Genomic DNA, 17,132 nt, shown 5'->3' on the forward strand with positions numbered 1-17,132 from the left:
GCTATTTGATTCGCTACCGCTTAATGAGGTACTGCCACTCTTGCTAGTAGATTCGCTTAAGCTATCACTGGTGCTTAATGAATCGCTCTTGGCGGAGTTACTTTCGCTCATTGAAGTGCTATTTGATTCGCTACCGCTTAATGAGGTACTGCCACTCTTGCTAGTAGATTCGCTTAAGCTATCACTGGTGCTTACAGATTCACTCTTAGTGGAGTTACTTTCACTCATTGAAGTGCTATTTGATTCACTGCCACTTAATGAAGTACTGGTGCTCTTGCTAGTTGAGATACTTTGACTATCACTAGTACTTACAGATCCGCTCTTGCTAGTAGAAATGCTATTACTCATTGAAGTGCTAGTAGATTCACTACCGCTCAATGAAGTACTGCCGCTCTTACTGGTAGAAGCACTCAAGCTATCGCTAGTACTTACGGAATCACTCTTGGTTGAGTCGCTTTCACTCACTGAAGTACTAGTTGATTCACTATCACTTAATGAAGTGCTATCACTATTGCTAGTAGAAGTGCTCTGGCTGTCACTAGTACTTACGGAATCACTCTTACTTGTAGATTCGCTTAAACTATCACTGGTACTTACGGAACCGCTCGAACTTGTAGAGTTTTCATCGCTAGTACTAGTGGATTTGCTTTCGCTTGTCGAGTTACTCAAGCTATCACTTGTGCTAATGGAGTCACTCTTAGTGGAGTCACTTTCACTGATTGAAGTGCTTGCTGATTCACTGTCACTTAGTGAAGCAGAGTCACTCTTACTAGTTGATTCACTCAAACTATCGCTTGTACTTAATGAATCACTCTTAGTTGAGTTACTTTCACTCATTGAAGTGCTGTCGCTCTTGCTAGTCGAAGTGCTTGTGGATTCACTATCACTCAATGAAACAGAATCACTCTTACTTGTAGAGTTACTTAAGCTTTCACTTGTGCTTACAGATTCACTCTTAGTGGAGTTGCTTTCACTCATCGAGGTACTAGCTGACTCACTGCCACTTAATGAAGTACTGCCGCTCTTGCTAGTAGATTCGCTTAAGCTGTCACTAGTACTTACGGAATCACTATCACTCATCGAAGTACTAGTTGACTCACTACCACTCAATGAGGTACTGCCGCTCGTACTTGTAGAATTACTTAGTCTGTCACTAGTACTTACGGAATCACTCTCGCTCATTGAAGTGCTAGTAGATTCACTGCCACTCAATGAAGTACTGCCACTCTTGCTTGTGGATTCGCTTAGGCTGTCGCTTGTACTTAACGAATCACTCTTACTTGTGGAGTTTTCATCGCTAGTACTAGTGGATTTGCTTTCGCTTGTCGAGTTACTCAAGCTGTCGCTAGTGCTCAATGAAACAGAATCGCTCTTGCTAGTGGATTCACTTAAACTATCACTATCGCTTGTTGAAATGCTTTGGCTATCACTGGTACTTAACGAATCACTCTTACTTGTGGAGTTTTCATCGCTAGTACTAGTCGATTCACTATCACTCAATGAAACAGAGTCGCTCTTACTTGTAGATTCACTCAAACTATCACTAGTACTTATGGAGTCACTCTTTGTAGAATCGCTTTCGCTCATTGAGGTGCTCTTTGATTCACTGTCGCTTAAGGAAGTGCTATCACTCTTGCTAGTAGAAGTGCTCTGACTGTCACTAATACTTACGGAGTCACTCTTGGCTGAATTGCTTTCACTCATTGAAGTGCTATTTGATTTACTGTCGCTTAACGAAGTACTGCCGCTCTTGCTTGTAGATTCGCTTAAGCTATCACTGGTACTTAAGGAATCACTCTTACTTGTGGAGTTTTCTTCACTAGTTGAGGTGCTAGTAGACTCACTATCGCTTAAGGAAGTGCTGCCACTCTTGCTTGTGGATGTGCTTAAACTATCACTAGTACTTACAGATCCACTCTTACTAGTTGATTCGCTTAAGCTATCACTTGTGCTCAATGAATCGCTCTTAGTTGAGTCACTTTCGCTCACTGAAATACTAGTTGATTCACTTTCACTTAAGGAAGTGCTCTGGCTGTCACTAGTACTTACAGAGTCACTCTTACTTGTGGATTCGCTTAAACTATTGCTTGTACTTATAGAGTCGCTCTTGCTTGTGGACTCACTCAAGCTATCACTAGTACTTACAGATTCACTCTTACTAGTTGAATTGCTTAGGCTGTCGCTTGTACTTACAGAGTCGCTGCCACTCTTACTGGTAGAGTTACTCAAACTGTCAATTGTTGAGTCGCTTTCACTTACTGAAGCACTTTCACTGCTACTAGTAGAATTACTTAAACTGTCACTGTTACTAGCAATCTTACTCAAGCTATCACTAGTTGAGTCGCTCAAACTATCTACTTTACTTGTAGAAGCACTTTCACTTTCACTGTGACTATCAATTGTACTGGTTGATTGACTATTAGAAGTACTGTGACTATTACTCGTAGCTGTGTTACCAGATCCAAATTGAAGGTAATTTGGCTGATTTTGACCGTTTAATACGGCCTCAATTCTTTCTTCTTCATCAAAATTAACATTGTATAGCACAACTTTCCCAATTTTACCATCTGTACCAATTTCGAAGTTCAAATAACTCGTTGGGTCTGGGAAGGATTCATTCCCAATTATCATTGATACATTTTTAACACTAAACACAGTCCGATTGCTTGCAATTAAACTCTGTGCATTACTTTGAGTTAAATCAAATACAACGTTTTCAGGATCGGTAATGGTAATCGTGCCGGCAGATCCGCCATTATTTACTAGAATAACTGGTTGGCTCCCCGTTGCCTTCAATGACATTTTCCCAGTATCTTCAACGGTGATGTATCCACCATTATTTAAGTAAATTAAACTTTGTGGGTAACTAGTCGTCTTTCCAGATTGATTGTAGGTAACGTTAAGATTACCGCCACTGTTAACCAAGACACTAGAAGAATCGCCAAGGTAAATCAAACCTGGTTGAGAAGAATTTCCAGGATTAATATTTCCATTAGCAATAATATTCATGGAGCCATTAACAGTAATGGCGGTATTACCAAAGGAATAGATGGCTCCGGCCAGGGAACTAGTTGTACTGCTATTATTATTATTTAAAATAATGTTTAAAGTAGCACCTGTTTCAACATTAATATTGCCACCCTTGGTGGTAATCCCATAAACAGTACCATTTCTACTGTTTTCATTAGAACCACCATTATTGTTAGGAATTAGGGTAACGGTAGCACCATGTTCTAACGTAACGTCGCCATTAACGTTGCCACCCTTACTTAATTCGATAACATTATCACTATAACTAGTTCCAGTGAAATTGGAGTTAGCGCCAAAGATAATTGAACCAGCTTCAATTACTTGTTGACTGCCAGATTCAGTTTGAATTGGTTTACTAGAAAACTTATTCGTGTAGGAAGGAACTGACTGTGCGGTAACGTTACCGTAGATCGTAACGTCAGTAGGTCCACCAGAACCATTTCTTCCGTAAATAAACTGAGCACCAGTGTAATTGACATTATTAATGATATATGACGTTGATTGACTCATAAAGCCATAAAAACATTGACCATAAATGTCTAAATTGTCATATTCAACGGTCGTATTATTAACGTTACCGCTCCAATCATTAAAGGTATAACCCCTTAAATCAATCGTGTAATGGTGCCCGGCAGCTGAACCAATCTTTAAATTACGTGGGTTGTTGACCGTTACGACAACTTCTTGTGCACTATTAAAGTTCTTTAAATCAGCAAAGTTAATGTCATCATCAATGATGATGTTATTAGCGGTTCCGTTCACGATTTCATCGTATAATTGGGCCGCAGTTGAAACGTGAACAGTTGAAGTATCTTGTTGAGATGCTAAGACCACATTTGGATTAGCAATTGGTTGCTTCTCATTAGTTGAATTTTGTGCACTAGTAGATTGTTGGTCAATCTGGCTAGTAGAGGTACTGTTGCTTTCTGACGTTGATGTCGAAACGTTTTGACTGGTTGACTCACTATTGTTAGCCAAGACGTTTTCACTGTCTGACAGAACGTTATCAGCCAAAGTTGAAGTACTATTAGCATCGCTATTCTTATTGCCACTTAAGTCCTTGATATTAACGGACATGTTGTTGTTTTCACCAATGGTACTTAGGGCTGCTAAAGTACTAGTATTGGGTGTCAAACCGTTGGCTAAGCCCACGTTAATGACTTGGTTTTGTGAATCAACGGTAACGGTAGCGTCTTTTGGAACAACAGCTTTAACTTGGTTATAAACATCTTGTTGGTTAGTTGTCTCACTAGCTTTAGTAGAATCGTTCATCTTACTAATGCTACTGCTGTCGCTGTTAAGCTGTGGCGCAGCCGTGATTGACTGACTGTTGTCTAAGGCCTTGTTAATAGTGGACTCACTATTAAGTTGTGAGCCTGATTGTAATACTGATGGCTTAACTTGATCACTAATCGTTTGACTAGCAGCTGAAGTTGAATCAACTGAGCTAGTAGAACCTGTCGTTTTACCATTAGTATCAGCCTTAATTGCCTCACTGTCAGAACTAGGAACAGCCTTAGTAGTGTTAGAGTTCTGTTCGGATTGATTCTCGGTCTTAGTCTGACTGTTCTTAGCCTGACTATTGGCTGTTGTCGAACCAGAATCGGAACTAACCTTGTTCTCGCTAGTGGAATTAGCAGCGGCCATGGAAGCTGACGTAGATGTTGACAAAGCTTCACTCATACTAGTGGAGATTTGGTCAATCTTAGCTTGCGAATCCACCTGACTCCCGGCTGCAGAAGACGTGGTTTGTGACGTTGATGAAATTGTTGCGGAGTTTTTATTCGGTAAAACATCCGCATCCTTATTTTCTTTACTAGTATTATTGCCACTTGTTGAAACTGAATTAGCTGAAACAGAAGCAATTCCAATGTTAGCGCCCAGTAATCCACCAATTAGTGAAATTCCGGCAACCATCCATTGTTTACCAGCTTTATACATTTTGTAATGCGTTCTAGCATCATCTCTTAGTGCTAGACGAATGTTTTGCTTTTTATTTCCTTTCCCTCTCATAAGATCTTTCCCCCTTAAATTTGTGAATAATCTAAATTGAGATGGTCTTACTATATATCCAAATGAAATTATTTAGCCCATATTCCCAATAATGGGACGATTTTTTCACTAAATAATCAAATTTTATTTAAATAAACAAAAACAGCTGGATTTACCGTCAATCCAGTCGCTTTCGTCTCACTTAATATTTACTTTTAATAAACTTTTGGATTCCCTTCCAATAGTCATTTTCATAATTAAAAACGGACTTACTTTGTAAAATTTCTTGTGAAAATTCTGGACAAGTAACCTGATTGGTTATTAAACTATAAGTTTGCTCATAACAGTTATACAGATGACCATCCATGGATCCAGATCCACTTGTATTAATTGCTTGATAAACCTGCTTTAAAAATTTAATTGCTTGATCTGATTGTCGGTTAAGGCAAAAGTTAATCACAAAATCAATCGCAAAGCCCCAGTAAACGTATATTCGGTCTAAATCAGTGCTCTTTAATCCGCTTAAGACCTTCTGTAATACCAGAAAGTCACCATCAATTTTTTTCTTTGGAAATAGGGAGCGCTTCAAATTCAGGTCCAAAACGTTTAAATAAATATCAAAATCAGTTAGGTCATCACAATCTTTAAAGTACTTCTCGTTACTTTTAAAGAACGTGGACACATCAGGCTTTTGCCGCTCGGCAATTTGACTGATGATCTTAGTGTACGTATAGACCTTAAAAAAGGGTGATGCTAGCTGTAACCGGTACTTATCGAGATTATTTAAAATCACTTGAAGTTTACTAGGACTGTAGTCATAAGTATCATAAAAAGAAGCGAGGGCCAGTGTATCGATTAATTCATCCGTTGATGGAGTTAATAATGCCAGAAATTCTTCATCAGAAATTCCCAATAATTTTTTAATTCCAAAAATATATTCAAATGGGATATCAATCTCATAATTAATCCAACGATAGTAACGCGAAGTACTTAAACCCACTCGATCTAAAAATGAACTTATTTTCACTTTATGTTGCTGAATCAATTCAGCAATTTTCCCCCGGTCCATACTAACGGCAGCGACACTATTTTGTGGAATTTCTTTATTTCGACAATGCAGATCGACATAATATGCGACTCCTAATGAAGGAAGATTCATTTTTATTACCCCGCTAAAGCTATAAAACTATAGACCAGACTAAGGATCACCACGAATACCATAATCACTGAAACAATAATCATAATTACCTTCCCGGTACTTTTAGTATCCGAAGCATCAACAACGTATTTTTTCTCTTCATCAAAACGTAATCTAATATCCTGCTGCAACTCTTTCAATTTAATTTTTGGCATTTTATCACCTGCTTTAAAAACTAATCCACTACTACTTTTTTCGTCGGAACACCTTTTTCCTTTAATTCCTCTAAGAATTTCTTATTCATATGCACGTCTTGGATATAGGAAATTTCATCCGTCAAAATATCCAACAAATTTTGCTTAACGTTGCCGTCATCATTAAGGGGCGATTCGTCCAAATAGAGGGTGTTATGCGATTTCGACTGCGATAACGCCCACAATTCCACTCCCATGTAACTAATGCCGACTGAATCTTTTGGCGTTAAGTATTTTCCAACCATATCGGCATAAAATTCATCCAAATTTCTAAACTGTTTTTGGGTCTTTAACGAACCAAAATCTTCAACGGTCACCCAATTTAGCTGCTTTTTGTAAAAATAGAAACACAACGCTGGGACGCAGGCATCATTATAAAAATCGATCCGTTGGGGCTGTCCTTTGGTGTAGATGATGTTGCTGAACTTCTTGCCGTCACTAGCGAATTCTTCGATGTAGTCTAATTCGTCATTTGGAAAAACATAATCAACCTCTTTAACGTGGCGGCGAGTATTCGGCCACAAAATGACGTGTCCAATTGGATTACCATTTACGATGATATTAATCGTGAAATCAGCGTTCATATAGATTTCGGCCCCGTCAACCGTGGGCACCCGGTTAAAAAACAAAAACGCTTTGGGATCCATATCTAATGTTCGACCAGCAATATAATCGACAACGTTAAAACCACTGATCTGATTTGTTAGTAGGGAATCACGAAAATTAGAGGCTGGCGCTAGCGTAATCACCTGACCTTTCCTCTTTTGAATTCGGTCTCGTTGGTGTTGCCAAACTGGATTTTGATCGTTTATTTTATTGGTTAGTTCGTAATGCATCAACAAACTCCTTCCATTTATTCGCAATGACATGATTTTGAAAGGGAGCCATCGAACTGACGGTGGCCCTTTGGACTTTTCCATAATCGGACTTTAATAACCGGTTAATCCCCTTCGCCAAACTATTCACATCAAAATCCACGTTTTTATCGCCCCGTTTGAAATCTTGTAAAAATCCATTGACGCCATCTTTTATCATTTCCATCGCACCAAAACGGGCTTTGTAGGCAATTACTGGTAATCCGGCGCTTAACGCTTCTACCGTGGTTAACCCAAATCCCTCTGAAAACGATGCCGAAATAAAGGCATCATACTTCGGATAAATATCGTCCAAATGATGAGAGAGACCCTTTAATTTAATGTAGTCTTCCGCTTTTTCTTTTTTGATGGTCTTTTCAATCAAACCCTTCTCACCACCGGCACCGTAGATATCTAAAGAAACTGCAGTCCCTTGTTTATGTACCTTAGCAACTGCAAGTACTAACATATCAATGTGCTTTTCCCCAGCTAATCGCGAAGCAGTAATTAATTTAAGCGAACGCAATTTTTTAGCTCGCTGTTTCGGCCTGGTTTTACCAGTCCCCTTGTCATCCACGCCACCAACCGGGATGGTAGTAAATTTATCTTTTTGATTCGGAAAATCCTTCACTAGATCATCAGTTTGCATTTTGGTAGCACTGATAATGCTGTCGATATTATCAAGGTGCGTTAACGAATATTCGTAGTAGTTATTCCACAGTGGGTAACGGGGGTCGTTGCGATCGGACAAATGATCCGCATGGACCACTTCCACCACTTTACTTTGTGGCATCTTAGGGTACAGTAAGGCCGCTTCACTTTCTTCGCCACGATCCAAAAACCAATTGTTATTGTGGTTGTAGGCCCGATCCACTTGTTCAAAAAAGTAGCGCTGCAATTGAACTTCATTTGCAAAATAGAACTGCTTGCCATCCTGATTGAAGAGGTGAATATTTTTGATCAGAGTCTCTTTATGACCGTTATCATAAAAGTCAAACGTGACCTTTTTCTCGCCCGTCTTACTGGAGTAAATTTCAATCTTAGACAGACTCATAATTAACAAGTCATGTTTTTTATTAGGAAACTTCACCATGGTTTCAATAATCTTCATCCCCGAAGTCGTCTGGATTTTCAGCATGCGGGTGGTGTTGGTATCATCAATCACCGTTTCGTGTTGATATGGATAGAACTTTTTGACCCCATGCCGTAAATAATCATTTCCTAGCACAAAATATTCGTACATATTGATGACTTGGTCATTTCTTAGATTCCAGGTATCCATGGCTTCGTGTAAATTGTTAATTAATTGCACAAAAATATACCGATATGGCAGTTCCATTTCATCAAAACGGCGTGCTCGATAAAACTGCGCATGTTCCACTCCAGAATTACCAATTCCCATGGCACGATTAATAAAAAAATTCATTGGTTGCATCCTTTTTACTTGTTCTTTCATCATTTCATTCCTTTACTTGGTTAATTTTAGAAAGAGGATAGCCGTACGGTCTGACCTCGGTTGCCATTTTTTTCAGCTGCTCATCTTGATTAATGGCCTCAAACAACTTCTTCATCGCGGCATCAGCTTTAGCTTGATCATTAATTTCACCAGTAGAAAGCCGACAAAAGATCTGGGCCCGATTCGTTTTAACGGGAACCGTCCAACTCCCGGAATCACGGCGTCCAAGGTAGATATCCAGCTTCTTAGCGTTCGGATATATAAACTTGGTTAACTTCAAATTGAGGCTCACTTTAAAATTCAGATCCTTAAAATTATCGGCTTCGCCTAATATGAGGTATCTAAACGTGATTGACTGATTTGCTTTCACCACCAACGAGATTTCGTACTCGGAAGCGTGCTCTGGATATTCAAAGTCGCCCTCATGTCCGTTGATGATAATTTCCTTCATAAAATCATGGGATTGATCGTAGATCGTGACCTTAAAGTAAACGGAGTCAACTGGTTTCGCCGTATAATCACTAAAGATGTGATATTTGTGATTGCCAAGTAAGATTGGCAACTCGCCCTGCATTCGCACGTTCTGAAAATTCAGTTGTGAGTTCCAGGTATAAATGCTAGTGCCCGGGGACAACAAGGGAGATGAATAGGTAACCTTGGTTTTTGAGTACGTTACCTGAGCCCCGTAGCGCTCCATTGAATTAAGGTACTTTCCCCACGTTAAAACGGTCATTGCTTCCAATTTCTTAACTCCTATCAAACTTTTCCTGCATCAGATTATGGTATTGTCTGACAAACCAATTCACGATCCCGTTGGTGTCATCATTATGGCGCCCGATTAACCCCTTACTGATCACCTTTACGGCTTGCTCCTGTTGCTTAAAATAATTAAACAGCTCACCGTAAGCCTCTTTGTCGTAATCATCCTGTTTCATATAGGCGATGGCAAAAATGGTTTTGAAAAAGTCACCGGTCTTAAAATGATTCCAAAAATATTGATTAAAATGTTTTTGGGCCGCTTCGTCGGTCTTGCCCTCGTGCGTTAGCAACAAATCCAGTGAGGTCAAAAAATCAAACGGCCGGTGCAAGCAGGAGTTTTTAGCGATGGTTCCTAAATTTACGAGGGGCTTTCCGACAATCACGGCGGCGGGCTTTAGGTCAGTTGCGTAGTATAAAGCTGCCGTCGTCCCCATCGAAATCCCCGACAAAACCAGGTCATCACTAGAAAAATGCAACTTTTCCAGGCACTTTTTAATTGTTATAATTAATTGTTGTTCCAATTCTTTACTGCCAATGTAGAAGGAACCGCCTTCCATTCTTTCGTCGGCAATCAACAAATAAGGCGAGGAGCTAATGTTACTCATCATCCGACCTCCTTCAAATCCCTCAGCGGTTCGGTATCCACTGAAGTAGACGTTTAGGGGTGGTTTTAAATCACCGGGATTAAAATAGGCTGCAATCTCGCCCTTATAATTCTGCTGGTCAGTCAACGTTTTTGAGCCCACCATGTAAGTTCCCAGATTTCGCCGGCGTCTTCTGACGTGAATTCTTCTTAGCGTAAACGACTCAATCTGCCCCTTTAAAAACACCGAAACGTACAAATTAGAACGTTGTTTAGGCGTCTGATAGGTAAAGGGTTGGTCTAGGTCGGATCCAGCAATCGTGCACTGTTTAATAACGTTGTCGGTTTGGGCGTCTAAAAAATATAATTTAAACGTCACCTTCCCTGACCCTTGTAGTTTATATTCGGACCAAAATTCCATTAAGGTGTCGGTATCTTGTTCGAGGGTCATTTGAAAATTAATGGCTTGAACCTGATGTGGCAAGGTTAAGTGGTGAAAACTGACCTGACCCGAACCGGTTTGGGTGGTGTGAGGCAATAATTCGGACATAATCTCAACCTTGTCCTTATTCAATCGACTACCAAACTGACCACCAAAATAGACTTCTTTAATGAAGCTAGTCACTTCATCGGGTTCCGTTAAATCAATCCCCTGCGCATTTTTATAGCTGAGGGTCTTCTCAATTTCATCCGAAAAGTTTTCGCCCTGCTGGTAAATAATGTTATTAGCGGGAAGCACCTCAATTAACTTCGGCATGATATAAACCAGCGATTGTTTGCCCAGGATAAAAAGCGTGTTGCTGTACTTGGGATTCAACTTTTCATCATCCAAGATGGTTTGTTGCATATAAAAGACATCCTTAGGATCGTCCAATGAAAAATACTGATACTTAAAGTTGTCATCTAACGTTTTATTTAAATTTAACTTTTGACCACCTAGTTGAATGAGCCCCTTTTTAGCCATGAACTTCACCTCATTTCTTTAAAAATGGCATCAATTCTGGCGACAATCTCTTCGCTAGAAAACCTTTCGATTTTGCTGATATTGGCAACCAATGACTGGTTCCAACGGTCCAAATTATCCAAAAAGTAATTAACCGCCTTTACGAGGTGCAAATCATCTTTGATGATGATTCCATTTTCGTTATCAGTTACATAACCAGTTTGAACCACGTTGATCTGGGGAATGCCGGCGCTAATCGCATTAATCTGCAGATAAGGACTTGGTAACCGATCCAAATCAACCAGAATGCGGGCCTTGTGAATATTTTGCTGGTAGAAGGCTGGGTTGTGATTAGAGTAAATCTGAATCCGGTCTAAAGTCTCACTAGCACCAACTAATCGTTCCCAATTAGCCTGCTGCTCCTTTGCCTTCGCCTTTTTTCGTAGTTTGGACGTTAGTTCATGCTCTTTTTTTAGCTTCAGGTACTTTCTGACCCACAAAAAGTCGGCTGATTGTAAGGAAACCGCAAAATACGTCTCGATTTCCGTCGTAATTTCTTGTTCGAGGGTCTTACGCATGTGTTCGTCATTCACGTCAAAAACAATGGCCTTGTCCTTACCTTCACTAACCACGCGCAACAGCTTATTTGCTAAACGTCTCACGGTCCTTTCGGGCATTTCGTTAATTTTCCAAAAAATAATTTGTTGCGCCATGCTGTTACTAATCCCCAAGTTGAGGTGAGCAGCGTAGGGCGAAACGACCCTTACATTTAAAGGATGTTCCTGATCCTGCCAAGTGCGCTTGATTTTATCGGCAATTAGTTGATTGGGCACCAGAATGGCACTGTTCTTGCCAGCTAACTGGGCTAGAGCTGCTTGATTAATCAAGGTTTGATCGGTTAAAAAACTACCAACTTGATACTCACTTTGTAACTGGTGAGTCAGAGTCAGGCTATCACTAGTCGGATTGTCAATGATTTGAATCCCATCATTGGTTTTGACCTGATTAAAATAGTTTTTAGAAACTTCACTAATTAAATCCGTTAAATTGGGATAATGGGAATGCGCGAAGTGCTTTTGAAAGGGCTCTTCAATCTGGACGTAATCATCATGATTGTGAGCAATGGTTAAGACCACCTCCGAAAGCGGATTATACAATTGGGTTTGTTTTAGAACTCCCTGATCGTAGATGCCTCTTCGAGATAGAAAACCGCGCGAATCAAAATAATCCACCGCAGTCAACTGACCATCCTGATAGTATTCAATGGTACTTAAGACTTTCTCAGCAAAATAGTTCGCCTTGGCATACAACTGATCGTATCTTAAGAACTGAATTCCGCGTGGGGAGTACACCCGTTCTAAATCACTTGGCAGCGGAATGTCTTCAATCGCGAGCGGCTTGCCAATCTTGATGTGCACATCCTGAATTTCATCCAATGCCTGCCAATACGGAGTGTTCAGCAGTCCGTACTCATTTAATTGGTACGTCAACATGGGCAAAAAACTGTTGGTGACTAACGTACAGTCTTCGTCATTATCCTGAAAAATCGCCAGCTGACTAATAATCGTGTTGTAACCCAGCTGCAGCGTGTAGGGATGCCAATTAGGGATAAAATAAACCATATAGCCTCCTCATAATTAAAAAATGCGATAACGATACTTATAGATTAGAGCCCGAACTTCTTGGGAAATGCTGTCTAAAATGGTAATTAAAATAAACAGCGACCCAAATAAAAACGAGAAATTAGTCACAATTGGAAAGTATAAACCGATTACCAGTGGCACTAGGGCAATCAACAGCACGTAAATGGTTCCTAAAAAAGACATAATGTTAACCTGTCCGGTCAAATACCGTTCCGTCTCTTTACCAGGAGCTAAGTTAAAAATATAGTCGCCACTCTCTTTTAATGATTTGGCAATGATGTTGGGTTGAAAGTTCACAAATGCAAATAGATAACTTAAGACCACAATGATGAGCCCGTAAGAAACAATTCCCTGCCACGTATGATAGGAAAATAAAAGTGAAATTATCTTACTAATTTGAGCGTTGACCCTTAAATTTGACACCACTAACAGCGGAATCGAAAATAATGATAAGGCAAACATGAATGGCATGGCGCCGGAGACCAAGACCTTAATCGGAATGTATGAATCGGTCAGAAAACTGTTGACCCCAATTCTTTCAACGGGGATCCGGTATTCGGCCTCATTGACAAAGACGGTGACGTAGACAAATCCGATAACAATGATGGCAATGACGATCCATCCCAGAACGGAAAAGTTCAGCGGCTTTTTTAACCCCGAATCTAAAACCGTGGGGAGATTTTTGACCAGTCCCGGAATGATAAAGATACTGACTCCACCAATCCCCAGATCCTTATTAACGTCCGCCAGCCAGACAATCAGCATTGATCCAGCTAATAGGACGGTGAAAATAAACCAGAAGAAGGCTTCATCGTTAAATCCCAGGGTCTCTGGTTGATAACGCAGAAATAACTTGGCCATCGCTAACGACTGAAGTGCCGCTAGCACAAAGGTGATTCCCTTTTGCCAGTACCCCGTTGTCTTTTGCGACATTCGACTCGTAGTCTTGTCATCAACGGTTGTAACAACCTGCCACACGATTAGCGCCGTCATGTACGGCCCTAATCCCAAGGCAAATAAACTGGGAACGGTAATTTGACTACCAAAGTTACTAGAAATTAAATTGATATAGGCATTTTGATCTAACGCGCTAGCATAATTTTTTAATTGAAACCCTGGAATTAGGATTAATCCACCTAGTTCAAACAAAGCCAACAAAAAGATTGTAAATGATCCCCGTTTTAACAATTGCCTCACTAAAAAATCTCCTTTTAAACTTATACAAAAATCAAATCAATGGTTCCGTCGTCTTTTTGCACAATTTCTGATAATAATATGTTTCTGAGTACTAATAAATAGATTCGTTCGCGCATATTGTGAAAAGCTCGACGCGCTTCGGTTTGATATTCGTAAATGGGATTATGTTGACCCCAGTTCCGGCTACTAACCGCTAACTTCAACTGTTCCAATGCATCAACCTGGTCGATCCACATCGTATCGATTGATTTTAATAACACTAGTCGTTTGTACTCTAATAATTGATCATCATTTTTAAATTGCTGATAAACCTGCCGTTTTTTGTCATCAATCATCTTTAACAACTGGGCTTTTAAACGCTTTTTGTTTCGCCATTGATTCTTTAATTCGTTTTTATTCGGTAAAAACGAATAATCGATATTGTTATAAATGAAGTTGGTGATATCAAAGTAGTTTTTCCACTGCGGCAAATAATGATCGATGCACGAATTAATCGCCGTATCAATATAAGGATCCAAATCATTCGTTCGCATGGCTGCGTTCCGGGTCTTATAGAGACAATTGCGTTGAGCCTTGACCACTTCGTCAAATTTCAAAATGTTTTGGCGGTCGGAAATTTCACTATTCTTCTGGGTTCCCTGCGATTGATTAATGATGTTCTTAATCCGAGGTTTCTTTAAAGCACTCGTAACGTGATGTTTCACTAATTTTTCCCGGTACTTTTTGACCCACTTGGGAGCATTTTCGGTCACGATTTTATCCTCTAATGAGACGTAAAACTTCGTATCACCAGGTTCACCCTGCCGACCGGCACGTCCACGTAACTGGTTGTCAATTCGTAAAGAAGACATTCGTTCAGTGCCTAGAACAAATAAACCACCATTTTTAATGGCCTGCTCCGAGAGCTTAATGTCAGTTCCCCGGCCTGCCATTGAAGTCGCCACGGTAATCGAGTCCGTCTTCCCAGCATCGGCAATGATCCGACTCTCTTTTGGAGCACTATTAGCGTTTAACACGTTGTGCGGAATTCCTAGTGACAATAAGATGTGTGAATATAACTTTGACATTGAAACCGACCCCGTCTCAATCAGGATGGGTCGATGCAACGCCCGCATCTTCTGGACCTCTTTTAGTGAAGCCGTGATCTTATCCTCGTTGGTCGCATAGATCTGATCCGGGTGGTCCTTTCGCATGATTTTCTCATTAGTCGGAATGACAAACGTATTTAACCGATACGTTTCACGAAATTCGTCAGCGTCGGTTTTGGCCGTTCCGGTCATCCCGGAAAGTCGGGTAAATAGACGAAAGAGGTTTTGGTAGGTAATACTAGCTAAGGCGCGACTATCATCACTGATTTTGACGTGTTCCTTTGCCTCCAACGCCTGGTGAAGACCAGATTGTAATTTGGTGCCGTATAATTTCCGTCCGTTCATCTTATCCAGTAAAACAATCTCGTTGTTTTCCACTACGTAGTTACGGTTTTTGACAAACAGGCACTTCGCTTTCAGCGCTAAATTCAGGTGCTGGTATAATTCATGGGCTTTGGGTGCGAGTAAATCGGAAACTCCGGCGTACTCCTCTAAGTTATCGATCCCCGTTTCAGTGAGCCAGACCTTTTTACCATCCTCGGATTTTTGAAAGTCAACGTCTTCTTCGAGCTGCTGAATCATGTTTTCACACAGCTGATACAGGTTTGATTGCACGTTGGGTGCCCCAGAGACAATCAAAGGCGTTTGGGCCTGGTCCAATAAAATGGAGTCAATCTCATCAATTAAGGCAAATTCCAGGTGCTTAATGTGCTGGTTTTCGGGCTTAATCGCTAAATTGTCAAACAAGTAATCAAATCCCAGACTACTGTGGGTGGTGTAGACGATGTCTGAACTGTAGATCTTTTTTAAATTCCGACTGGCATCGTCACCATCTTCTTCTGGCACTCCACTAGCAATCGTCAAACCCAGCCAACGGTAGACTTGACCGATTTCTTTCGCGTCACGTCTGGCTAAGTACGAATTCGCCGTGATTAAAAAGACCCCTTTGCCCTCTAATCCATGTAGATACATGGGCATTGTCGCGGTTAACGTTTTTCCTTCACCAGTTTTCATTTCGGCAATGTTACCAAAGTTTAAAACGACGGCACCTAAAATTTGCGTATAATATGGCGCCAATCCTAAGACGCGGCGGTCCGCTTCACACACGGTCGCGTAGGCTTCCACAATCAGACTATCGAGCTTAGCGCCATTTTTTAATTGGGCCCTTAGGTACTTTGTCTGTTGCTTCAATCTCGCATCGGAAAAATACTTAAGTTCATTGACGCGCTTTTGCACCTTTAGAGCGATTTTTTTATATTTATGCATTAATTCTAGATGCGTACTCCCTTCGTCAAAAATCTTTTTCGTTCATTAATAAAAAGCTTTTATTTAACCCGATGCTTTAAATCACGAAGAGCCAAAGCTAAAGCAGAACCAATGAAGCCCAGTCCAACGAGCCCTAAGAAAGTAGAAGTATTTTGCCCAGTTTGTGGTAAAACGTGCTTGTTTTTCTTAACGCTCTTTTGGTTTGATTGATTAGTTGCTTGAGAAGCTTGCTTGCCTTGATGTTTCATAGTCATTTGGTGTCCAGCATTAGTGCTTGAAGTCTGGTTCTTACGGCTTGTTGAAGTAGGAGTGGTGGTTTGCTTGCCACTGTTATCAGGTTCATTAGCGTTATTCATTGGTTGATTAGAAGCAGTTGAACTCTGACCTTCGTTACCAGGAACTGATGGAATTTGATCAGAAGGCTTTGAAACGTGGTCACCATGATTGTCTGGAGTTACCGACGATCCAGCGTTATTTGTTGGTTGATTGGGAGCAACTTGACTACCACCGTTTCCATTTCCACCTTGGTTATCCGGTGTACTTGGGTTTTCACCATTGCCACTGTTGTTGTTTCCACCATTGTTATCAGGATTTTCTGGATTAGATGGTTGGTTACCACTACCGTTGTCTCCGGGTTGGTCAGGGTTGGTAGCGTTCTTAGCTAAAATAGTGACTGGGACGTAGAACGTCTTGCCGTTTGAGGCAGAAATCGCTACTTGATACTGACCTGGCACTTGGTTATTAACTTTCGAAGTATCAATCTTAGTAATCGTTGCCGGGGTTCCATCTTCGTTAGTTGCACTGGCTCCATAGGCAGCTGCATCAGTTGGAACATTGTCGCCAGCGTAAATGGAAATGCCGTGAGCTGTAATGTTGGCTTGGTTAGCTAGAACTGTTACTGGAACAAAGAAGGTTTTGCCATTAGAAGC

At 40.7% G+C, this 17,132-nt stretch carries 11 protein-coding genes; all 11 read right to left on the reverse strand.

Annotated elements, in window-relative coordinates:
* On the reverse strand, nucleotides 1–5,043 hold a 5,043-nt coding region (locus AC6UD8_RS06855), incomplete at its 3' end, for a KxYKxGKxW signal peptide domain-containing protein (RefSeq protein WP_500699889.1).
* Between the two features lie 181 nt (nucleotides 5,044–5,224).
* Complete coding sequence (locus AC6UD8_RS06860; RefSeq protein ID WP_500699890.1) at nucleotides 5,225–6,181, reverse strand: helix-turn-helix domain-containing protein; 957 nt, start codon at nucleotides 6,179–6,181, stop codon at nucleotides 5,225–5,227.
* A 5-nt stretch (nucleotides 6,182–6,186) separates the two neighbouring features.
* Nucleotides 6,187–6,375 carry a hypothetical protein gene (locus AC6UD8_RS06865; RefSeq protein ID WP_500694576.1) on the reverse strand — a complete coding sequence of 63 codons (189 nt, stop codon included), beginning with the start codon at nucleotides 6,373–6,375 and terminating at the stop codon, nucleotides 6,187–6,189.
* Between the two features lie 20 nt (nucleotides 6,376–6,395).
* Nucleotides 6,396–7,250: a hypothetical protein gene (locus tag AC6UD8_RS06870; RefSeq protein ID WP_500699891.1), complete on the reverse strand. Its 855-nt coding sequence runs from the start codon at nucleotides 7,248–7,250 to the stop codon at nucleotides 6,396–6,398.
* Complete coding sequence (locus AC6UD8_RS06875; protein ID WP_500699892.1) at nucleotides 7,228–8,694, reverse strand: glycosyltransferase; 1,467 nt, start codon at nucleotides 8,692–8,694, stop codon at nucleotides 7,228–7,230. The genes AC6UD8_RS06870 and AC6UD8_RS06875 overlap by 23 nt, the downstream gene beginning before the upstream one ends.
* A gap of 34 nt (nucleotides 8,695–8,728) precedes the next feature.
* On the reverse strand, nucleotides 8,729–9,457 hold the full coding sequence (gene asp3 / locus AC6UD8_RS06880; protein WP_500699898.1) for an accessory Sec system protein Asp3: 729 nt from the start codon (nucleotides 9,455–9,457) through the stop codon (nucleotides 8,729–8,731).
* A gap of 13 nt (nucleotides 9,458–9,470) precedes the next feature.
* On the reverse strand, nucleotides 9,471–11,030 hold the full coding sequence (gene asp2 / locus AC6UD8_RS06885; protein WP_500699893.1) for an accessory Sec system protein Asp2: 1,560 nt from the start codon (nucleotides 11,028–11,030) through the stop codon (nucleotides 9,471–9,473).
* A 5-nt stretch (nucleotides 11,031–11,035) separates the two neighbouring features.
* Nucleotides 11,036–12,631, reverse strand: coding sequence for an accessory Sec system protein Asp1 (gene asp1, locus AC6UD8_RS06890; RefSeq protein ID WP_500699894.1), 1,596 nt, complete (start codon nucleotides 12,629–12,631; stop codon nucleotides 11,036–11,038).
* 15 nt (nucleotides 12,632–12,646) lie between these two features.
* Nucleotides 12,647–13,849, reverse strand: coding sequence for an accessory Sec system protein translocase subunit SecY2 (locus AC6UD8_RS06895; RefSeq protein WP_500699895.1), 1,203 nt, complete (start codon nucleotides 13,847–13,849; stop codon nucleotides 12,647–12,649).
* A 20-nt stretch (nucleotides 13,850–13,869) separates the two neighbouring features.
* Entirely contained in the window at nucleotides 13,870–16,203 is a 2,334-nt protein-coding gene (gene secA2, locus AC6UD8_RS06900) for an accessory Sec system translocase SecA2 (RefSeq protein WP_500699896.1), read from the reverse strand.
* 59 nt (nucleotides 16,204–16,262) lie between these two features.
* A partial coding sequence (locus AC6UD8_RS06905; RefSeq protein WP_500699897.1) for an LPXTG cell wall anchor domain-containing protein occupies nucleotides 16,263–17,132 on the reverse strand: 870 nt, incomplete at its 5' end.

Source organism: Fructilactobacillus sp. X1R3C1, from assembly GCF_059901545.1.